The 20,524-nt window shown below is 33.0% G+C and carries 21 protein-coding genes; 20 read left to right on the top strand and 1 reads right to left on the bottom strand.

The window, feature by feature from the left end; translation table 11 throughout:
• The first annotated feature begins 11 nt into the window (after nt 1-11).
• Both ACQYZ7_RS03305 and upp read left to right on the top strand, forming a co-directional pair.
• Entirely contained in the window at nt 12-785 is a 774-nt protein-coding gene (locus ACQYZ7_RS03305; protein ID WP_430728360.1) for an alpha/beta fold hydrolase, read from the top strand.
• A gap of 43 nt (nt 786-828) precedes the next feature.
• Complete coding sequence (upp, locus tag ACQYZ7_RS03310; RefSeq protein WP_430728361.1) at nt 829-1,482, top strand: uracil phosphoribosyltransferase; 654 nt, start codon at nt 829-831, stop codon at nt 1,480-1,482.
• Between the two features lies 1 nt (nt 1,483).
• Here the strand turns inward: upp and ACQYZ7_RS03315 are convergent, their stop codons facing one another.
• A complete protein-coding gene (locus ACQYZ7_RS03315) occupies nt 1,484-2,389 on the bottom strand; it encodes a DUF6427 family protein (protein WP_430728362.1) in 906 nt (301 codons plus the stop codon).
• A gap of 42 nt (nt 2,390-2,431) precedes the next feature.
• On the opposite strand from ACQYZ7_RS03315, the gene ACQYZ7_RS03320 reads away from it, so the two are divergent.
• The 18 genes from ACQYZ7_RS03320 to ACQYZ7_RS03405 all read left to right on the top strand — a co-directional run bounded on the left by ACQYZ7_RS03320 (nt 2,432) and on the right by ACQYZ7_RS03405 (nt 20,515).
• A complete protein-coding gene (locus ACQYZ7_RS03320) occupies nt 2,432-2,653 on the top strand; it encodes a DUF6341 family protein (protein ID WP_430728363.1) in 222 nt (73 codons plus the stop codon).
• Nucleotides 2,654-2,665: 12 nt separating this feature from the next.
• A complete protein-coding gene (gene trmB / locus ACQYZ7_RS03325) occupies nt 2,666-3,337 on the top strand; it encodes a tRNA (guanosine(46)-N7)-methyltransferase TrmB (RefSeq protein WP_430728364.1) in 672 nt (223 codons plus the stop codon).
• Nucleotides 3,338-3,490: 153 nt separating this feature from the next.
• The gene (locus tag ACQYZ7_RS03330) at nt 3,491-3,814 is read left to right on the top strand and encodes an MGMT family protein (protein WP_430728365.1); all 324 of its coding nucleotides are present in this window, start codon (nt 3,491-3,493) and stop codon (nt 3,812-3,814) included.
• The gene (locus tag ACQYZ7_RS03335; RefSeq protein ID WP_430728366.1) at nt 3,811-4,356 is read left to right on the top strand and encodes a DUF4269 domain-containing protein; all 546 of its coding nucleotides are present in this window, start codon (nt 3,811-3,813) and stop codon (nt 4,354-4,356) included. The genes ACQYZ7_RS03330 and ACQYZ7_RS03335 overlap by 4 nt, the downstream gene beginning before the upstream one ends.
• 227 nt (nt 4,357-4,583) lie before the next feature.
• A complete protein-coding gene (locus tag ACQYZ7_RS03340) occupies nt 4,584-5,714 on the top strand; it encodes a P-loop NTPase (RefSeq protein WP_430728367.1) in 1,131 nt (376 codons plus the stop codon).
• Nucleotides 5,715-5,720: 6 nt separating this feature from the next.
• The gene (locus tag ACQYZ7_RS03345) at nt 5,721-5,957 is read left to right on the top strand and encodes a NifU family protein (RefSeq protein ID WP_303505170.1); all 237 of its coding nucleotides are present in this window, start codon (nt 5,721-5,723) and stop codon (nt 5,955-5,957) included.
• Nucleotides 5,958-6,148: 191 nt separating this feature from the next.
• A complete protein-coding gene (locus tag ACQYZ7_RS03350) occupies nt 6,149-7,204 on the top strand; it encodes an NAD(P)/FAD-dependent oxidoreductase (protein ID WP_430728368.1) in 1,056 nt (351 codons plus the stop codon).
• Between the two features lie 2 nt (nt 7,205-7,206).
• Nucleotides 7,207-8,103, top strand: coding sequence for a sterol desaturase family protein (locus ACQYZ7_RS03355; RefSeq protein ID WP_430728369.1), 897 nt, complete (start codon nt 7,207-7,209; stop codon nt 8,101-8,103).
• A gap of 1 nt (nt 8,104) precedes the next feature.
• Nucleotides 8,105-8,437 carry a ferredoxin gene (locus tag ACQYZ7_RS03360; protein WP_430728370.1) on the top strand — a complete coding sequence of 111 codons (333 nt, stop codon included), beginning with the start codon at nt 8,105-8,107 and terminating at the stop codon, nt 8,435-8,437.
• A 173-nt stretch (nt 8,438-8,610) separates the two neighbouring features.
• Complete coding sequence (locus ACQYZ7_RS03365; protein WP_430728371.1) at nt 8,611-10,119, top strand: pyridoxal phosphate-dependent decarboxylase family protein; 1,509 nt, start codon at nt 8,611-8,613, stop codon at nt 10,117-10,119.
• A gap of 5 nt (nt 10,120-10,124) precedes the next feature.
• Nucleotides 10,125-11,447 carry a lysine N(6)-hydroxylase/L-ornithine N(5)-oxygenase family protein gene (locus ACQYZ7_RS03370; protein WP_430728372.1) on the top strand — a complete coding sequence of 441 codons (1,323 nt, stop codon included), beginning with the start codon at nt 10,125-10,127 and terminating at the stop codon, nt 11,445-11,447.
• 4 nt (nt 11,448-11,451) lie between these two features.
• The gene (locus ACQYZ7_RS03375) at nt 11,452-12,627 is read left to right on the top strand and encodes an MFS transporter (RefSeq protein ID WP_430728373.1); all 1,176 of its coding nucleotides are present in this window, start codon (nt 11,452-11,454) and stop codon (nt 12,625-12,627) included.
• Between the two features lie 3 nt (nt 12,628-12,630).
• Nucleotides 12,631-15,048, top strand: coding sequence for a GNAT family N-acetyltransferase (locus ACQYZ7_RS03380; protein ID WP_430728374.1), 2,418 nt, complete (start codon nt 12,631-12,633; stop codon nt 15,046-15,048).
• A 2-nt stretch (nt 15,049-15,050) separates the two neighbouring features.
• Nucleotides 15,051-15,629 (top strand): GNAT family N-acetyltransferase, encoded by a 579-nt coding sequence (locus ACQYZ7_RS03385; protein ID WP_430728375.1) that lies wholly within the window; start codon nt 15,051-15,053, stop codon nt 15,627-15,629.
• A gap of 1 nt (nt 15,630) precedes the next feature.
• Nucleotides 15,631-17,451 carry an IucA/IucC family protein gene (locus ACQYZ7_RS03390; protein WP_430728376.1) on the top strand — a complete coding sequence of 607 codons (1,821 nt, stop codon included), beginning with the start codon at nt 15,631-15,633 and terminating at the stop codon, nt 17,449-17,451.
• A gap of 17 nt (nt 17,452-17,468) precedes the next feature.
• Nucleotides 17,469-18,569, top strand: a complete 1,101-nt coding sequence (locus tag ACQYZ7_RS03395) for a heparan-alpha-glucosaminide N-acetyltransferase domain-containing protein (protein ID WP_430728377.1) — start codon at nt 17,469-17,471, stop codon at nt 18,567-18,569.
• A gap of 2 nt (nt 18,570-18,571) precedes the next feature.
• Nucleotides 18,572-19,600, top strand: a complete 1,029-nt coding sequence (locus ACQYZ7_RS03400) for an alpha/beta hydrolase (protein WP_430728378.1) — start codon at nt 18,572-18,574, stop codon at nt 19,598-19,600.
• A gap of 3 nt (nt 19,601-19,603) precedes the next feature.
• On the top strand, nt 19,604-20,515 hold the full coding sequence (locus ACQYZ7_RS03405) for a sterol desaturase family protein (protein WP_430728379.1): 912 nt from the start codon (nt 19,604-19,606) through the stop codon (nt 20,513-20,515).
• Nucleotides 20,516-20,524 lie beyond the last annotated feature (9 nt).

The following is a 20,524-nucleotide window of genomic DNA, read 5'->3' on the forward strand; positions in this document are numbered from 1 at the left end:
TACATTAAAAAATGATTGCAAAATTTAAGGAAACAACTGTTTTTTATACAGATATCGGTAAAGGAAACTGTGTTGTTTTATTACATGGATTTCTAGAAAATAGTACGATGTGGAATGCCGTGGTTGAAGAATTGTCTAAAAAAAATCGTGTGGTTTGCATAGACCTATTGGGGCATGGGAAAACAGGATGTGTTGGATATATTCATACTATGGAAGAGATGGCTGAAGCGGTCAAATCTGTATTAAAAGAATTAAAAATCCGTCGAGCTATTTTTGTAGGACATTCAATGGGAGGTTACGTTGCACTAGCATTTGGAGAAAAATATTTAAAAAATATAAAAGGAATATGTTTGATGAACTCTACTGCTCAAGCAGATAGTGAAGAGCGAAAAAAACTAAGAATTAGAGCAAATGAAATGGCAAAAGAAAATTATGAAACATTAGTAAAAATGTCAATAAGTAATTTATTTGCAGAAAATATGCGCTTACAATTATCTAAAGAGATAGAGAAAATAAGAGACGAAGCTTTGAAAACTCCAGTTAGAGGGTATATTGCAGGAACAGAAGGAATGCGCTCACGAACAAACAAAGAAGCTATTTTACAAACAATAGAGAAGCGGTTAATAATTGCAGGAAAGCAAGATCCAATATTGAATTATAATACAGTTGTTGAAGAAGCAAAAAGAACAAACACACCGCTAATTACGTCGTCAAACGGGCACATGAGTCATGTAGAAGCTAAAGAAGAACTACTAAAAGCATTAACCAACTTTATAAGAGCTTGATAAAAATCTGTTACTTTTGTAGGATACAAAAAGAATATATTTCATGAAAACTCATCACTTAGCCAAACAAAACTCTATTCTTAATAAATTCTTAGCTGAACTCAGAGATATCTCAATTCAAAAGGATTCAATGCGTTTTCGTAGAAATATTGAACGAATAGGTGAAGTTTTAGGCTACGAATTAAGTAAAGAGTTAAACTATAATGTCAAAGAAATAACAACACCATTAGGAACAAAAAAGGTAGAGTTACCAGCAAACGATATAGTATTATGTTCTATTCTTAGAGCAGGATTACCGCTACATAATGGAATGTTAAACTATTTTGACGATGTAGAAAATGCGTTTATTTCAGCATATCGTCATCATCCTAATAATGATGAAGAATTTGAAATAGTAGTAGAGTATTTTGCATCACCTTCTATTGATGGAAAAATATTATTGTTAGTAGACCCGATGTTAGCAACTGGTCGCTCAATGGTTGAGGTTTATGAAGGAATAAAAAAATATGGAACACCAAAAGAAATAATAATAGCTTCAGTTATTGGTTCAGTTGAAGGTGTTGAATACGTCTCAAAACACTTGCCAGAAAGTACTACTTTATGGATTGGTGACATTGATGAAAAACTAAATGATAAAGGCTATATAGTACCAGGTTTAGGAGATGCTGGAGATTTAGCTTATGGTGTAAAGTTATAATTTACATCATAGCACTTACAGTAAAAGAAGTTATTAAGAATAAAATAATAATAGCATCAGCATACCATTTTTTTTGAAAAAACTCGATTCCGTTGGCTAGAACAACTGAAAGGGGAAAGAATACATATAAAAACTCGCTACCAGAACCATCTTCAACTAAAAGTAAAATAGCTGTAGTAATTACGAGATGAGTAAGAATCAATATCCAGTTTTTTCTAAACTTATTTTTAACAGAGAGTGCTTTGGGGCTTTTTAAAAGAATAGAAGCTACCAAAAAAAAGCTTATAAAAAGAATAGGGAATAAATACTTTTCATGAGAATAAAAGCTTAAATCAGGATAAAAATTCCAATCAAAAAGTAACCAGAATTTATCAATTTCATCATGCCAATAATAGTATGTAAAGTACAAAAAAACAGGAGCTAAAAAACCAATTACAGGCGTTAGAAGTGTTTGATAGGTGAATCGTTGGTGTAAAAATATAGAAAAGTAAAGTAATACAAGTAATAGAGGAGCATAAGGCTCTATTAAAAATGAAATTCCAAGCCACAAACCACCGTCAAACAACTTATGAAAAATGTTTTTTGAAGATTGTAAGCTGTATACTTTTCGTAGGAAAAGAAGTATAGTTAAGTTGGCATAAAAAGTTTTATTTACCTGTATCGTATCAGGAAAAAAACCAATTAATATTACAAAAAATAAAAAAGCAAAAGAATTATCATAAGTCAGTAGGTTTTTTGCAATGATGAAATTGTACACTGAAAAAACAACCAAAAACCAACCAAGTTCTTTGGCAAGGTTGAAAGATAATTCCTTAGAAAAAATACTTAAAACAAAATACCCTAAGAATAGTACAAACAGTACAATAAAATTTATAGGTTTAGATTTACCGAAAAAATTGGCTAACATTGTTTCTTTTTATATTTTTGCAGCTGTAAAGATACTTAAGATATGATAGCAGGCAATATTTTTAGATGGATTGGTAGTTTATTTACCGACTTTTTATTTGCACCATTTAATTGGTTACGTTTAACAGTAGCTAAATCAGATGCAGGTTGGTGGACCTCAAACGCTGTAAACTGGTTCTTTTTATTAGTCCTATTAGTATTATTTGCTTATTGGATGAAAGAAGCTGCTCGTTTTCAAAGAGAAGGAACAGAAGATAGAGCTTAATTTCTATATACTTTGGGAAGCAAAAACAAACTAAAACGTTTCAAAGAAAATGAAACGTTTGCTAACGTTATTCAACCAACTAGAGAAGAAGTAACTTCTAATTTTTCTTACAAAGGAAAATGGAATACTTTTTTTAAAAACGACAAACCTATTGTTTTAGAGTTAGGATGTGGTAAGGGTGAGTATACAATTGCTTTAGCAGAAAAAAATCCTGATAAAAACTTTATTGGAATTGATATTAAAGGTGCGCGATTTTGGCGAGGAGCTAAAACAGCACTAGAAAATAACATGAACAATGTTGCATTTATCAGAACTCAAATAGAATTAGTAGATTATATTTTTGATGAAAATGAGGTTTCTGAAATTTGGATAACCTTTCCAGATCCGCAAATTAAATATAAGCGTACCAAGCACCGTATGACTAACACCGAATTCTTAAAAAAATACCATGGTATTTTAAATTCAGAAGGAACAGTTAACTTAAAAACCGATAGCGAATTCATGCATGGTTACACTTTAGGTTTATTGCATGGAGAAGGTCACGAAATTTTACACGCAAATCACGATGTATATAAAAATGTGTATAGTCCAAAAGAAGTTACGGGTACACAAACATTCTACGAAAAACAATACTTAGAAGTAGGAAAACCTATTACCTATATAAAATTCAAACTAAACTATTAATCCTGCAAATAAGCAGGGTTTTTTGTTTTGGGCATTTCCCTTCGGGTTGCACTTTCTGCAATTGCTAACGCGTATTTGTCACTTCGAGTGAAACGAGAAGTCTCACACTCTTAAACCTCTTTTAGTGTTGGTAAATTCTTATATTTACATTATATGACAGGTAAGAATTTCTTCGAAAAAGTGTACGAAGTAGCTCGTTTAATACCACACGGAAGAGTTACAAGTTATGGTGCTATAGCTACCTATTTAGGGGCAGCACGTTCAGCAAGAATGGTTGGTTGGGCAATGAATAATTCTTCAACAAAAGAAGTGCCAGCACATCGAGTAGTAAACAGAAAAGGATTGTTAACAGGAAAACATCATTTTGATGGTACAAACCTTATGCAACAATTGTTAGAAAGTGAAGGGATAGAAGTCATTGATAATCAAATTCAAAATTTTGAAAAGGTATTTTGGAACCCGAGTGAAGAATTGTGATAAATTTTAAAAACATATTGTATTTAAAAGACGGAACTGCTCGACAAAAAGAAGCCCATAAAGTACTATTAGAGCTTACTATTTTTGAACTATTAAAAAACTTTAACCCAATTTTAGTAGGTACCATACCGATTAATATCGATGTAGATTCAAGTGATTTAGATATCATATGTCAGAGTGAAAATCATGAAGAATTTATCAAAGTTGTAAGTGAAAAGTATGAAGAGCTTTCAGGGTTTGAAGCAAAAATAATTCCGTTATACAAAAACCTAAAAACAACAATTGTTACGTTTAAGTATAAAACATTTCCAGTAGAAATTTTTGTACAAAATAAACTGCCAGAAGAACAAGATTCTTACTTGCACATGCTTATTGAACATCAGATTTTATTAAAAGAAAAAGAAGCGTTTAGACTAAAAATCATAGACTTAAAAGAACAAGGGCTTAAAACAGAACCTGCCTTTGCTAAGCTTTTAAATTTAGAAGGAAACCCGTATGAAGAATTGTTAAGCTACGGACTTCAAAAAGGTTACATTTCTTAACTTTTAAAGAATGCACAGAAAACACCAAATTGCAATTGTTGGTATAAGTGATTTTCTATAAGGGAACTGTATCTAAAACTTATCTATAAAACCAACTTATCAACCCATAAATATTACCAATCTAAAGACTTTATTTTCTGAGGTCTAAAATGTATCTTTGCGGTTAAGATTAAATAAAAATAAGCAACGAGCTTATCGCTTGCTGCTTAAAGCATATAGCATAAAACATGAGTTTTAAAAAACAAGATATATACAAAGCATTAGAAACGATAACTGCACCAGGCGAAGGTAAAAGTTTGGTTGAAAACGAGAACATAACCAACGTAGTTGCGTTTGGAGATGAAGTAATCGTTGATGTTACTATTGCTAACCCATCGTTACAGGCCAAAAAGAAAGTTGAAGTTGAGATAATGAAAGCAATTCACCAACATGTTGATCAGAAGATTGATGTAAAAGTGAATGTGAAGGTGGAAGTTCAACAAAAAGAAAATCCGAATCAAATTAGAGGAAAAGAAATCCCTAATATTCAAAACATTATTGCTATTGCCTCAGGTAAAGGAGGAGTAGGAAAATCTACAATTACCTCAAATATGGCAGTTTCATTAGCAAAAATGGGCTTTAAAGTAGGTGTGTTAGATGCTGATGTGTACGGACCATCACAACACTTAATGTTTGATGTGGAAAAAGAAAAACCATTAGCAGTAAACGTAAATGGCCGTTCAAAAATGAAACCTATTGAAAGTTACGGAGTAAAATTATTATCACTAGGTTTCTTTACCGATCCAAGTCAGGCAGTAATTTGGCGTGGGCCAATGGCTTCAAAAGCATTAAATCAATTAATCTTTGATGCAGATTGGGGAGAGTTAGACTTCTTACTAATCGACTTACCTCCAGGAACAGGAGATGTACATTTATCAATAGTACAAGCAGTACCAATTAACGGAGCAGTAGTAGTAAGTACACCACAAAACATTGCCTTAGCAGATGCTAAAAAAGGAGTAGCAATGTTTAAACAAGAAAGTATTAACGTGCCAGTATTAGGTATCGTTGAAAATATGGCGTATTTTACACCGGCAGAACTTCCTAACAATAAATATTATATTTTTGGACAAGGAGGAGCTAAAAATTTAGCAGAAGATATTGAAACAAGTTTCTTAGGAGAAATACCATTAGTACAAAGCATACGTGAGGCAGGAGATGCTGGACATCCAGTAGCTTTACAAGAAAATACACCACTAGCAGAAGCTTTTACAGAAGTAACCAAAGAAATGGTTTCGCAACTATTAAAAAGAAATGCAAACTTACCACCAACAGAAGTAGTACGAATTACTACCATGAGTGGTTGTAGCTCAAAATAAGCAGTTATGGCAATAGAAGACATAAGAAATAACGTAGAAAAAGCGTTGGAAGAAATCCGACCTTTTTTAGTAAGTGATGGAGGTAATATTAAATTATTATCTATAGAAGACAGTACGGTAAAAGTACAATTAGAAGGAGCTTGCAGTGGTTGTTCTGTCAATCAAATGACATTGAAAAACGGAGTAGAAGCAACTATAAAAAAATACGCGCCAGAAATTACAGAAGTAATTAATGTAGCATAAGCTGACAAAAAATAGCTTTTAAGAAAAGTTTACGCTTTAATTTTGGGCGTTCGAGCGCGCTTTCGTTACTCGCTTCCCGATAAAAATATCGGGAGAGCCCAAACAAGCCACTCAATCACTAACGCATAAATATTCCTGCCTTACTTTAAAAGGCAGGAATCTCAGTATAAATAAGAGAATTTTGTTACAAAATGATACAAACAGACATATTAATTATTGGAGCAGGACCTACAGGATTATTTACGGTTTTTGAAGCAGGATTATTAAAATTACGTTGTCATTTAATTGATGCCTTACCACAACCAGGAGGGCAATGTTCAGAAATTTATCCTAAAAAACCAATTTACGATATCCCTGCTTACCCAGAGATTTTAGCGGGTGATTTAACCGATAAATTACTAGAGCAAATTAAACAATTTGAACCAGGATTTACCTTAGGTGAACGTGCTGATACTATTGAAAAGCAAGATGACGGAACGTTTATTGTAACCACTAATAAAGGAACAAAACACCAAGCACCAGTAGTAGCAATTGCGGGAGGTTTAGGAAGTTTTGAACCACGTAAACCACCGATTCAGAATATTGCTAACTTTGAAGATAAAGGGGTGGAATACATGATTAAAGAACCTGAACTGTATCGTGATAAAGATGTAGTAATTGCTGGAGGTGGAGACTCTGCTTTAGATTGGTCTATCTTCTTAACAGATGTAGCAAAATCGGTAACTTTAATTCACCGAAGAAATGAGTTCCGTGGAGCTTTAGACTCTGTTGATAAAGTACAAGAATTAAAGAATGAAGGAAAACTAATGCTAATTACACCAGCAGAAGTTAAAGGAATTGTTGGTGAAGGGAAAGTAGAAGGTGTATTGGTAGAACAAAAAGATAAAGACCCGTTTACTTTGCCTTGTGAGCATTTTATTCCATTGTTTGGACTATCTCCAAAATTAGGTCCAATAGCAAACTGGGGATTAGAAATAGAGAAAAACGCGATTAAAGTTAATAACGCACTAGATTATCAAACCAATATTCCTGGGATTTATGCCATAGGTGATGTTAATACTTATCCAGGAAAATTAAAGTTAATTTTATGTGGTTTTCATGAAGCAACTTTAATGTGTCAAAGCGCTTTTCAACGCATTCATCCAGATAAAAAATACGTAATGAAGTATACAACTGTTGGAGGTGTAGATGGATTTGATGGAACTAGAAAAGAAGCACCAAAAGCAGTGGTAAAAGCGATTAATTAAACGTGAGTTTAGCGGAATACATACAACAATTATCAGATGACAAGCTACTTTACGTAGCTTTGCCGGTGTTTTTTGTTTTGATGTTCATTGAGTACCTAATAGCAAAAGAAAAATACCATAGTAAAGACACTGTAGTATCTTTGTTAATGATGGTTTTTTCAGCTATTATTGAATTTATTCCAAAAATTGTAGCTTTTGTAGCTTTTTTCTATTTATATGAAATCAGCCCGTTAAAAGGTATTGTACAACGCCAATGGTGGGCGTGGATTTTGTTATTACTTGCTGATGATTTTGCTTACTATTGGTTTCATCGTTTAAATCATGAAGTACGACTGTTTTGGGCAGGCCATGTACCACATCATTCATCGGTGCATATGAATTTAGGAACGGCACTACGTCAAGGAGTAGGAGAGCGTATTCATAAATTTTTCTTTTGGATGTTAATTCCTCTATTAGGATTTGACCCATTAATGATGTTTACGATGATGGGAATCAGTTTAATCTATCAGTTCTTTGTGCACACAGAATTGGTTGATAAACTACCGAAACCAATCGAATTGATTTTCAATACACCATCGCATCATAGAGTTCACCACGCATCTAATATTCGTTACTTAGATTGTAATCATGCAGGAATCTTAATTATTTGGGATCGCATGTTTGGTACATTCTCTAAAGAATTAAAAGAGATAGATAAACCTGTGTATGGGTTAACCGTAAACATTGAAACGTTTAATCCTGTAAAAGTAGCTACACATGAGTATACAGCTATTTGGAGTGATGTGAAACGCGCAAGAAAATGGAGTGATAAACTCAATTATATTTTCAATTCACCAGGTTGGACTCATGATGGGGAAGACAAAAGAGCAAAAACGCTTCGAAAAAAAATGAATTTGTAAGATGGAACAAGATATTACTATTAAAATAACAGATCGTGAAGGAGTACTTCATGAAGTACAAGCCCCTACCGACATGGCTATGAACCTAATGGAAGTAGTTCGTTCGTACGAATTAGCTCCTGAAGGAACTATTGGTATCTGTGGAGGAATGGCAATGTGTGCATCGTGTCAATGCTATGTAAAATCAGATCATGAGTTACCTGAAAAGGGTGATGATGAAGAAGCGATGTTAGCGGAAGCTTTTTATGTAGAAGACAATAGCCGATTAGGTTGTCAAATACAGATGACACCAGATTTAGAAGGTTTAGAAGTAGAGCTAGCTCCAGAGAGTTAAAGAATAAAAAATTAGATTTTTCAAAGTGCCGTATTTTAAGTTCAACTTAAAATACGGCGCTTTCTTTTTTATAAAAAATACCAGTTACGTCATTTTAATTTCCATTTGCGTCATTTAGTTTGTTTGGTCTGAATATATTTTTGCTTTCGATTATTAAGACTAAATAAAAATAAATGATTCTCAAACCCCACCCTTCTTTACAGGAATTGTCATTAAACAGCTATTTGTTTAGTGATGAATCGGTGAATTTATACGAAGAGTATATTCAGAAAACATCCTCCTATATTCAACAATTTTTATCAAACAGAACTTTTTATCAAGGAGATAACCTTGAAGAAATTCTAGCAAATAAAGAACAAGCTAAACTGGTAAACATTGAAGAAATACAGACTATTGATAATGTTTTAGAAGAGTTAAATGATTTGTATATAAAAAATGCAATCGCGTTTCATAACCCGACATACGTAGCACATTTAAACTGCCCAATTACACTACCATCAATCATCGCAGAAATGATTACAACCACAATCAATACTGCAGTTGAAACATGGGATCAAAGTACATCTGCAACTTTTATAGAACAAGAAGTTATTCATTGGATAACCAGCGTATTTAATCTTTCAAATAAATCAGATGGAGTTTTTACAAGCGGTGGTACACAGTCTAACTTTATGGCATTATTAATGGCTCGAGACAATTATGCTTTCAAGTATTTCGGAATCAATATTAAACAACATGGTTGGAGAGATGAAATAAGTAGGTTTAGAATTTTTTGCTCAGAAAAGGCACATTTCAGTATCCAAAAAAGTGCTGCTTTGTTAGGGATGGGTTATGATGCAGTTATACCTGTAAATTCTGATAAAAAAATGCGAATGGATGTAAATGAGCTTGTGTTAGCTATTGAAAAAACAAAACAAGAAGGTAATATTCCAATAGCAGTTGTAGCAACATTAGGAACTACCGATTATGGAAGTTTCGATCCGATACAAACCATAGGTAAAGTAGCAAAAGAACACAATATGTGGTTGCATGCTGATGGTGCTTATGGAGGGTGTTACGCACTTACAAATACTCATAAAGATTACTTTAAGGGCATTGAGTTAGTTGATTCTATAACTATAGATTTTCATAAAACATTGTTTCAGCCAGTGAGTTGTAGCGCATTTTTAGTTAATAATAAGCAACATTTTCAGTATGTGTCTTATTACGCAGATTATTTAAACCCTATTGAAGATAAAGACCCACAACGACCTAATCTTATAGAAAAATCAATTCAAACAACACGCCGATTCGATGCTTTAAAAGTTTGGCTGACTTTAAAAACATTAGGAACAAAAACAATTGCTAATTACTTAGAAGAGGTACACTCTTTAACAAAAGCAGTATATGATAGCATAAAAGATCAAGAGTGTTTTGAAACCGTTCACGAACCAGCACTAAGTACCATAGTATTTCGATACAAGACAAAAGGTATAACTGAAGATGTAATTCATAACTCGATTAATTTATATATCAAAAACACCTTGTACAAGGCAGGGAAAGCATCAATTGCGAGTACAAAACTACAAGGTAACATCTACCTGAAATTTACGCTGCTAAATCCTAAAAATACAATTAACAACCTCCTAAATATTATAGAAATGATTAAAACTACAGGAGAAGAATACAAAACTACAAACTAAAAAAGATGAAGAATAATATAGTAGATTTTATAGCCATAGGTGTAGGGCCTTTTAACCTAGGGTTGGCATGTTTATCAGAACCTATTGAAGGCTTGAATGGAGTGTTTCTTGATAAAAAAGAAAAATTTAATTGGCATCCAGGAATGTTGTTAGAGGACACTACTTTACAAGTACCTTTTATGGCAGATTTGGTAACACTTGCTGATCCAACAAGCCCTTTCAGTTTTCTTAACTATATAAAAGAACAAGGAAGAATTTATTCTTTTTATATACGAGAAAACTTCTTGTTACTTAGAAATGAGTACAACCATTACTGTCAATGGGTAATTAGCAAGCTTTCTAATGTATATTTTAATACAGAAGTTGCTAATGTGGACTATGATCAAAAAGACGAAATTTATGTGGTTACAAGCGTATGTACAAAAACACAGGAAATTAAAATCTATAAAGCAAAAAAACTGGTTTTAGGAACAGGAACACAACCTCACATTCCTGCTTGTTGTAAAAAGTTGAAAGACACTGCCGTTCATTCATCACAATACTTACCTAATAAAGAACAGCTACAAAATAAAAAAAGGATAACAGTATTAGGAAGCGGGCAAAGTGCTGCAGAAATATTTTCTGATTTATTACAAGAAATAGATATCAAAGGATATGAGCTAAATTGGATAACCCGCTCACCTCGTTTCTTTCCGTTAGAGTATGCTAAGCTAACATTAGAAATGACTTCTCCAGAGTATGTAGACTACTTTTTCAACTTACCAGCATCAAAAAGAGATACGCTCATTAAAAATCAAAAGCATTTATACAAAGGAATCAATCAAGATTTAATAGGATCTATTCACGACACGTTATACGCAAAACGAGTAGTGTCAAAAGAGCCATTAAAAGTCTCACTACGCACTAATTCTGAATTGAAAACCACCAAGGTGTCAGATGAAGGTATCAAGCTTGAACTTCATCAAGTAGAACAAGATAAATATTTTGAACATGAAACTGACGGATTAGTTCTTGCTACAGGTTATGAATATCAATTACCTGATTTTATAGAGGGAATTTCAAACAGGATTTTATGGGACTATCAAGATCGATTCGATGTACAACGCAATTACAGCATAGATAAAAATCACAACGAAATCTTTGTTCAGAATGTGGAGCTGCACACTCACGGTTTTGTAACACCCGATTTAGGTATGGCTGCTTATAAAAACTCATATATCATTAAAGAGATAACAGGAGTAGAGCATTATCCTATTGAGCAAAAAATAGCGTTTCAACAGTTTGAAGTAACGCAAGAGGAAGAAATAGAACTCAATGTTTTTGCTTAAGAATATGAAGCTAAAAACATTTTTAATTGTAATGACGTTGGTTGCAGTAGTAAGTGATTACCTACTGCATCCATTTTATCCGCAGTTTTTTGAGCTTCGCTTCGGAATCACGAATCCTAAAAATGTAGGATACTACTTTGCAGCCATCTGTTTTATGGTAATGATTGCATTTCCATTTTGGGCATATGTTTCTAAAAAAGTATCAGAATTAAATATTTTAGTATACACCCAAGCAATTGCAGGTGTATTAGCATTGTATTGCTATTACACTACATCATACATTAATTTTTGGATAATATCACTTGTCATGGTGTTATTTAAAGGAAGTTACTTGTTAGTTTACCCTTACATTTTAAAGATTATTACTAAAGAAGAACACCCAAGTACAATTGGGTTACTTTCTGTAGTGGTGCATTTAGGTGGAATTTTAGGAGCTGTATTAGGAGGGATAACGGTGGACTATATAAATCCGAGTAGTATTTTTTTAATTATGGCAGCAGGAGACTTTATTCAAATGGCTATGAGCGGTTATTTATTAAAAAGTAAAAAATACGCTACCGATTTAATTATTTCAGAAGAACCAGCTGTTACCGATAAAAAGCTTATTCCGAAAGGATTTATTTTAAAGCTAGGTCTAATCACATTAATACTATACTTCAGCGATTTTTTAATCAGACCTTTCTTTTCATTGTATTGGGAAAGTTTTTCAATGTATAAAAGCAAACTTATTTCAGGTACTATTTATGCTATTCCAGGTTTTGTAGCCTTAGTAGCATTGTGGATTAATAACAAGCGAAAATCAAAAGGACACGAAGGAATTATAAATGCTTTGTGTATAGGATTAATTGGACTTATGCTACAAGGAATACCTAATGAAGCAGCAGTTGTTTTAGGGCGAATTATTTACGGATGGGCAATTTTTCAAGGAGTAGTAAAATTCGACATTTTATTATTCGAGTTAAGCACGCCAGAATCATACTCAGTAGATTATAGTAAAATCCATTTCTTCCAAAACTTAGGAGTGCTACTAGCGTCTTTAAATGTAGGGATTATAGTTGATGGTTTCGGTTTACGAGTACCTTTCATCATTGCATTAGGAGGTTTTACACTCACACTGATCTTATACTTTATAGTTTTTAAATCGGTACGGAAAGTACATAAACAACTTGCTAAAGCCTAAATTATGATAACAACAGATACCATAGTTTTTTCAAAAGAATACAAAGATTTTGGAACGATTACCATCCGTCCTTTTCAAGTAAAAAAAGATAGTGCCTTTTTACAAAAATGGGTAACTCAAGAGTATGCTGTTTTTTGGGGGATGCAAAATGCAACGGTAAAAGAAGTAGAAGAAGAATATAGCCAACTAATAGCACCAGAACATTACAATGTTTTTGTAGGAATGTTTAATAATAAACCTGCATTTATAGTAGAACGTTACGATCCGCAACTAGACATTATTAATGGTTTTTTCAAAGCGAAAACGGCTGATTGTGGTGTACACATCATTATAGCACCTCCAAAAATCACTAAAATACCAAATTTTACATGGTTTATGTTTCGATCAATCATGGATTTTGTTTTTACAAATCCAACTATTAATAGAATTGTTGTAGAACCAGATATACGAAACAAAAAAATGTTTGCACTGTGCCAACGCATAGGGTTCCAACTAGGAAATGTAATAGAACTTCCTAACAAAACAGCTCAATTAGCATTTTTAACCAAAACCAATTACCAACAAAAAATTCAATCCTTTTCACCATCAAAAAGAAGCGCCATGAATACCTTAGATAATGTGGTTTCTCCACAACAATCAACACAACATATACAACCTAAAGTGTGGAAAAAAGCCAATCTATTATTAGTAAAAAAAGCATTGTGTGAGTTTTCACATGAACTACTAATACAACCAGTGATAATTCAAGAGCTAAACAACGGATACAAATTGTATAAAGTTCATGCAGATAATACAGAAATTCAGTATGAGTTTAAAGCAAAACCAATGGCTTTGAATCATTTGATGATTGATGAAAGTTCTATAAGAAGGTATGTAAAAGATGTTGAAGAAGAGGTTGATGCAATCACTTTTATAAAAGAGTTTAGAAAAGCGCTGGGAATTGCTGATGAAAAAATGCCAGTGTATTTAGAAGAAATCATAAGTACGCTCTACGGGAGTGCGTTTAAGATTACAAAAGGAAACCCTACAGCAGAAGAATTAGCAACAGCTGATTTTCAAACGATAGAACAATCTATGACTGAAGGGCACCCAGGGTTTGTAGCAAATAATGGTAGAATAGGTTTTGATAGTAGCGATTATCGTTCGTATGCACCTGAAGCAGGAAACTCTTTTTCGTTATTATGGTTGGCAGGACATGCATCAAAAGCAGTGTATTCAGCGATAGAGGCATTGCCTTATGAAACCTTAATACATCAAGAGTTAGATGCTGATACCATAACACAATTCAATAAAATAATTGAAGAAAAAGGCTTTAGTCCAAAGGATTACTTATTTATTCCTGTTCATCCATGGCAATGGTTTAACAAATTAGCTACAATTTTTGCTTCAGAAGTAGCCAAAGGAGATTTAATCTGCCTAGGTTACGGACCAGATCAATACTTAGCACAACAATCGATAAGAACGTTGTTTAACATAACCAATCCACAGAAATTTTATACGAAATCGGCATTGTCTATTCTAAACATGGGGTTTATGAGAGGGTTACCATTGTATTATTTAGGAACTGCTCCTAAAATGGCAGTTTGGCTAGAAAACTTGCTATATAACGATGCTTATATAAAGGCAAACGGATTTAGAATGTTAAGTGAAATAGGTTCGGTTAGCTATGTGAATCCATATTTTGAAGAATTTGGGCCGCACAACGATTACAATAAAATGTTAGCGTCGTTATGGAGAGAAAGCCCATATTCAGTAGTTAAACAAAACCAAAAACCACTAACGATGGCTGCATTATTACATATAGACCATCATGGAAAAGCATTATTACCAGAAATTATTAAAGACTCTGGTATTTCAATAGACAACTGGTTACGTAGCTATTTAAAGGCGTATTTAAGCCCAATGTTACACTGTTTTTATAAGTACGATTTGGTGTTTATGCCACATGGAGAAAACATTATTTTGGTATTAGAAAACAATATTCCAGCATATGCTTTACTAAAAGATATTACTGAAGAAGCCTGTATTTTAAATCCAGAAGTTGCTTTACCAGAAGACTTGAAGAGAATGTATGCTCCAGTTCCAGAAGACGTAAAACTACTATCAATTTTTACAGATATGTTTGATGGTTTCTTCCGTTTTTTAGCACCAATTTTAGAGGAACATGCTAATTACAGCGAATACCGTTTTTGGGAGTTGGTAGCAGAAAATATTCAAGAATATCAAGAGCAGTTTCCTGAATTATCAAACAAGTTTAAACAGTATGATTTGTTTGCTGAAGACTTTAAGCTCTCATGTTTAAACAGGTTGCAATTAAATAATCATAAACAAATGATTGATTTAGACGACCCTGTTGCCCTACTCCAATTTGCAGGAAAGTTAAAAAATCCGATAGCAGTATTTAAAACCCAAGAAGTATAATTATGGTTCAAACGCATCAAAAAGTATTCAGTAAAGAAATTAGGGGGTTGGGGGTAATCAGTATTCGACCATTTCAATTGGAAGCAGATACACCAATGTTGCATGGTTGGGTAACACAATCCTATGCAAAATATTGGGGGATGTTAAACAAGTCTTTAGAAGAAGTACATGCCGAGTATCAAGAAATAGAAAACAATCCATATCATCATAGCTATATAGGAATGTTAAACGATACTCCTGTGTTTTTAATGGAGTTGTACAAAGTATCAGAAGACATCATAGCAAACTATTACGATACACAAGAAAACGATTACGGAATGCATGTTTTGGTAGCACCAGTAGAAAGAAGAATACCACAGTTTACATGGCATGTGTTTTTAACCATTATCGATTATTTTTTCAGCTTACCACAAGTGGAAAGAATTGTTGTAGAACCCGATGTGAATAACGAAAAAATTCATACGCTAAATAAAAAGGCAGGTTTTGAATACCAAAAAGAAGTTGAGTTACCTCATAAAAAAGCGGCCTTAGCTTTTTGTACAAGAGAGATGTACCAATCAGCTTTAACCAAATTAGAATAACATGACAAATAATATAGCACATTTACAACCCGAAGTATGGAGTTTTGTAAATCGTCAATTAATAAAAAAAGCAATCAGCGAGTTTTCACATGAACTTATTTTAACTCCTGAATTTATTTCAGAAGAAAATGATGGAAATGTGTATCAAATTACTTCTGATAATAAAGAATTTAAGTATTGTTTTAAAGCGAAAAAATATTTGCTAGACCATTGGATGGTGGATGCAAAGAGCATTGTCAAAAAGAATAATTCATCAGAAGAAATTTACCTAGATGCACTGCATTTTATTACGGAATTCCAAAACACATTAGGCATTCCCAACGAATTTTTAGCAACCTATTTAGAAGAAATAACTAGTACGCTTTCTGGCGCAGCATATAAATACACGAATGAAAAATTTTCAGCAAGTGAATTAGCCGAAAAAACTTTTCAAGAAATTGAGTATGCTATGACTGAGGGGCATCCTTGTTTTGTGGCAAATAATGGGAGAATAGGATTCAACATAGATGATTATCATATATACGCACCAGAAAGTAATCAACCGTTTAAACTCATATGGATTGCAGCTCATAAAGAATATGCGACCTACACAGCTGTTGAAGGTTATGAGTATGAAAAACTTTTAGAAAATGAATTAGGAAAAGAAAAATTAACGTCATTTAAAGAAGTTGTAAAGAAGCAAAATGCAGCTGTTGAGAACTACATTTTTATGCCTGTACACCCATGGCAATGGAAAAACAAAATTGTAGCTGTTTTTGGAGCAGATATTGCTCAAAAAAATATCATTTTGGTAGGTGAAAGTGATGATGACTTTTCAGCTCAACAATCTATCAGAACACTTTTTAATGCTTCACATCCAGAAAAGTTATATACGAAAACAGCGTTGTCGATTTTAAATATGGGCTTTATGCGCGGACTTTCTCCGTATTACATGCAAAGTACGCCGCACATTACCCAATGGATAACAGATTTGTTGGTAGACGACACCTACTTACTAAACAATGGATTTACCATGTTAGGAGAAGTGGCAACGGTAGGATATCATAATCATTATTACGAAGTATTAGGCAAAACGAATCCGCATAACAAGATGTTATCAGCCTTGTGGCGTGAGAGCCCATTTGTGAAAATAAGCTCCAATCAACGCGTGCTTACGATGGCTGCTTTATTGCATGTAGATTATCAAGACAAATCATTGTTGGCAGCATTAATAGAAGCATCACTTTACAACACTACTACTTGGGTTCAGCGTTATTTAAAAGCCTATTTAGCACCATTGTTACACTGTTTTTATAAGTACGAGTTTGTATTTATGCCACATGGAGAAAACCTTATTCTAGTGCTAGAAGAAAACACACCAGTGCATGTGTTAATGAAAGATATTACTGAAGAAGTGATTGTTTTTAATGAAGCAATGCACCTGCTTGAGCACGCTAAAAGATTGTTTACTAAAACCTCTGATACAATGAAAGTACTTTCAATTTTTACAGATGTTTTCGATTGCTTTTTCCGTTTTATGGCACAACAATTAGACAGTTACGCAAACTTTTCAGAAGAAAACTTCTGGAAGTTGGTAGCAGAATGTGTGTATGAGTATCAGGAAGAGCATCCAGAGTTTTCAGAGAAATACGAGCGATACGATTTGTTTGTTAATGAGTTTGATCGTTGCTGCTTAAACAGATTACAATTGAGTAATACAAAACAAATGTTGAGTTTAGCCGATCCTATTGAAAGCTTAAAATTGGAAGGAACTCTAGAGAATCCACTAGCAAAATTTAAAAAAGAAGAGACAGCAGTAAAAACAATAGCTCAAAAAATATAGAATTTAAAAAGAATTAAATGGAAAAACAAAATAGAGTAAGAGCTGTAGATTTTGTAAGAGGGTTTAGTGTTCTTATTATGATTCCAGTGCATGTGATGATGATTTTTTCAAGTATGGATACTTGGGAAAACTCGATAACTGGAAATATGGCTCAGATATTAGAAAGAGGATCACCGGTTTTCCTTATTGTAATGGGGATATCATTTGCATTTTCAAGAAACTCAAATAAAAAAGGAATCCTTAAAAAAGCTTTATTCATTATTGCTTTAGGGTATATTTTAAACTTCTTAAGATTTATAGTACCGCTTTTGTTTTTTGGAGGTTTTCCAGAAAGTTTTGTAAAGGTGAGTAGCCTTCAGGTAAGTAATCGATATAGTATGTTAAACTACTTCTTAAAAGGTGATATGTTTCAATTGATAGGTATATCATTATTTTTAATAGGGCTGTCGTTTAAGTTCTTAATTAAGAATAAAAACATACTCATACTTATAACATTGGTCGTTATGTGGCTTTCAAAAATTGTAAGTGGTATTCAACTAGGAATTCCTGGAGTAGATTATGTTTTAAACCTTATTTGGGGTAATAACTTTGATGTATATTTTCCTTTATTTCCGTGGATTTCATTTATTCTGATGGGACTGTATTTAGGATTAAGATACCAGGAAGCACCTGAAAATGCTGATAAATCTTTATTCAGACCAATGTTGTATATAGGTGTCGTTTTTCTTGTAATAGGAAAGTTACTGTGTGATTATAATTATGAATACCATTTTGGAGATTATTATCATTTAGGTCCAGGAGGAAGTATGGGATTAATGGGGTGTATCTTAGTTCTTTTCTGGATGTATTATTTAATAGAACGAAATCTGCCTAAGAACAATTATGTAAGTAGATTGTTTTTTTACTGTAGCAAGAATGTTACCCCTTTTTACATGATACAGTGGGTGTTAATTTATTGGTTGTTAGCGTTTACAGAATTCTCATTTTATAGTGAACCAATGGTCTTAGCCATTATGTTAGTTATAAACTTAGGAACTTTCAGCTTATTGTACCTGTTTAACAAATACAAGGTTGCTAAGAGAAGTAAAAAAACAAGGGTAACACAACAAATGGCATAGGTATGAGGAAGTTATTAGTTATTATTGTTGTTTTATTACAGCTTAAATCTGCAGCGCAAGCAACATTAGCTGGGAGTTATGGATTAGACCCTACTGTTCAAGAATTTTTAGAAGCTATTCATTCTTATCAAGGTCCACCATTACAGGATTTGCCTTTGGATGTGGGAAGGCTAGCAATGGAAAACATGCAAAAAGAGTCAACTTTAGCCTATGATAAAGTAACTTTTACAAAAGTTTCCTTTAAAGAAGGAGATAGGAAAGTTAATTCAGTAATCATAAAGCCTAAAAAGGCTGAAAAATTGCTTCCAATATTAATATATTTTCATGGAGGAGGATGGGTGTTTAATAGCTTTGAAACACACAAACGGTTAATGCGAGATATTGTTTTAAAAGCAAATGTAGGGGTTGTTTTTGTAGAATATTCAAGAGCACCAGAAGTAAAGTATCCTGTAGCAAATGAAGAAGGGTATGCAGCAGCTTTATTTATGTCAAAATATGGGAAAAACTATGGATTAGATCCAAGCAGAATTATAGTTGGTGGTGACAGTGTAGGAGGAAACATGGCAACTGTTGTAGCAATGAAGGCAAAAGAAAAAGGAACTCCTAAAATTCTTGGACAAGTATTGTTGTATCCTGTAACCGATACTAATTTAAACACGAAATCATATGAACAATTTTCTAAAGGGCATTATTTAACTAGAGCTACCATGAAATGGTTTTGGGAAGTATACGCTCCTGATAAAAGCACGCAATCATTAGCAACTGTAGCTCCTTTAAAAGCAAGTTTAGAAGAACTTCAAAATTTACCTACAACACTTTTAATAACAGCGGAATATGATGTATTAAGAGATGAAGGTGAGGCGTACGCTAAAAAGTTAAGAGAAGCTAAAGTACCAGTTGTTTCAACAAGATATGGAGGAACAATACACGATTTTATAGTACTAAATGCTCTTAGAGAAACCGAAGCTTCAAAAGCAGCAGTAGCACAAGTGTGTGCTTTTTTAAAGAATAATTTTTATAAGAATAATTAAAGAATGGATTTATCATCTATAAAAGTACTTGTAGGTCAATTAGAACATATGAGTATAATAGTACTTGTTTTAATGCTAGTTGAATGGGGAATTCTTATAGTAACGAGTTATGTAGAAAAAAACAAAGAAGGAGTCGTTAGTATTGTGTCTTATTTAGTACAAAGTATTCCGTATTTTCTATTATCAAAAGTGCTAATTGTAGGTACGATGTTTTGGTTGTATGAAAACAGATTGTTTACCTTAGGATTTCAATGGTATGTCTGGGTTGCAGCTTACTTATTGTACGATTTTACAGTGTTTTTTATTCATTTATTAGGACATAAAGTTCGAGTTTTATGGTGTATTCATGGTGTACATCATACAGCAGAAGAAATGAATTTAACTGTAGTTGCACGAGGATCAATCTTTGATGTGTTTTTTACTCCGTTTAATTTTATATGGCTTCCAATAGTAGGATTTCATCCATTGATGATTTTTGTAATTGAACCGATAGCAAGACTATATGCTACGTTAACGCATATAAACGAAAAAGTTATTGGAAAGCAGAAACAGTTGGATAAGATATTAATTACGCCTTCAGTTCATAGGGTACATCATGCTAAAAATCATATTTATTTAGATAGAAATTATGGCGAAACCTTTAGTCTTTGGGATCGCTTATTTAAAACTTTTCAAAAAGAATTAGATAATGAAAAAATTGAATACGGAATTATGCATGACAAATTGAATAGTGAAAGCCTATGGGATGTACAGTTTCTACTATGGAAAGAATTATGGTTAGACGTTAAAAAAGCACCAAGATTAATAGACAAAGTAAAATATGTTTTTATGCCTCCAGGTTGGAATCATATTGATGGAGGAAAAAAAGCAAGAGAGTACAGAAATGAAGCTTGGTTAAATAAACTTGAGAAATAAAAGAGTATA

Source organism: Tenacibaculum sp. SDUM215027 (assembly GCF_050566205.1).
Classification (GTDB): Bacteria; Bacteroidota; Bacteroidia; order Flavobacteriales; family Flavobacteriaceae; genus Polaribacter.

What these genes read in the sequence shown, in the direction of transcription:
- ACQYZ7_RS03350 (WP_430728368.1), top strand. Translation starts at nt 6,149, where the DNA reads ATGATACAAACAGACATATTAATTATTGGAGCAGGACCTACAGGATTA.
- ACQYZ7_RS03405 (WP_430728379.1), top strand. Translation starts at nt 19,604, where the DNA reads ATGGATTTATCATCTATAAAAGTACTTGTAGGTCAATTAGAACATATG.
- ACQYZ7_RS03345 (WP_303505170.1), top strand. Translation starts at nt 5,721, where the DNA reads ATGGCAATAGAAGACATAAGAAATAACGTAGAAAAAGCGTTGGAAGAA.
- ACQYZ7_RS03320 (WP_430728363.1), top strand. Translation starts at nt 2,432, where the DNA reads ATGATAGCAGGCAATATTTTTAGATGGATTGGTAGTTTATTTACCGAC.
- ACQYZ7_RS03380 (WP_430728374.1), top strand. Translation starts at nt 12,631, where the DNA reads ATGATAACAACAGATACCATAGTTTTTTCAAAAGAATACAAAGATTTT.
- ACQYZ7_RS03330 (WP_430728365.1), top strand. Translation starts at nt 3,491, where the DNA reads ATGACAGGTAAGAATTTCTTCGAAAAAGTGTACGAAGTAGCTCGTTTA.
- ACQYZ7_RS03400 (WP_430728378.1), top strand. Translation starts at nt 18,572, where the DNA reads ATGAGGAAGTTATTAGTTATTATTGTTGTTTTATTACAGCTTAAATCT.
- ACQYZ7_RS03315 (WP_430728362.1), bottom strand. Translation starts at nt 2,389, where the DNA reads ATGTTAGCCAATTTTTTCGGTAAATCTAAACCTATAAATTTTATTGTA.
- ACQYZ7_RS03385 (WP_430728375.1), top strand. Translation starts at nt 15,051, where the DNA reads ATGGTTCAAACGCATCAAAAAGTATTCAGTAAAGAAATTAGGGGGTTG.
- ACQYZ7_RS03360 (WP_430728370.1), top strand. Translation starts at nt 8,105, where the DNA reads ATGGAACAAGATATTACTATTAAAATAACAGATCGTGAAGGAGTACTT.
- ACQYZ7_RS03365 (WP_430728371.1), top strand. Translation starts at nt 8,611, where the DNA reads ATGATTCTCAAACCCCACCCTTCTTTACAGGAATTGTCATTAAACAGC.
- ACQYZ7_RS03395 (WP_430728377.1), top strand. Translation starts at nt 17,469, where the DNA reads ATGGAAAAACAAAATAGAGTAAGAGCTGTAGATTTTGTAAGAGGGTTT.
- ACQYZ7_RS03370 (WP_430728372.1), top strand. Translation starts at nt 10,125, where the DNA reads ATGAAGAATAATATAGTAGATTTTATAGCCATAGGTGTAGGGCCTTTT.
- ACQYZ7_RS03375 (WP_430728373.1), top strand. Translation starts at nt 11,452, where the DNA reads ATGAAGCTAAAAACATTTTTAATTGTAATGACGTTGGTTGCAGTAGTA.
- ACQYZ7_RS03340 (WP_430728367.1), top strand. Translation starts at nt 4,584, where the DNA reads ATGAGTTTTAAAAAACAAGATATATACAAAGCATTAGAAACGATAACT.
- upp (WP_430728361.1), top strand. Translation starts at nt 829, where the DNA reads ATGAAAACTCATCACTTAGCCAAACAAAACTCTATTCTTAATAAATTC.
- ACQYZ7_RS03305 (WP_430728360.1), top strand. Translation starts at nt 12, where the DNA reads ATGATTGCAAAATTTAAGGAAACAACTGTTTTTTATACAGATATCGGT.
- ACQYZ7_RS03390 (WP_430728376.1), top strand. Translation starts at nt 15,631, where the DNA reads ATGACAAATAATATAGCACATTTACAACCCGAAGTATGGAGTTTTGTA.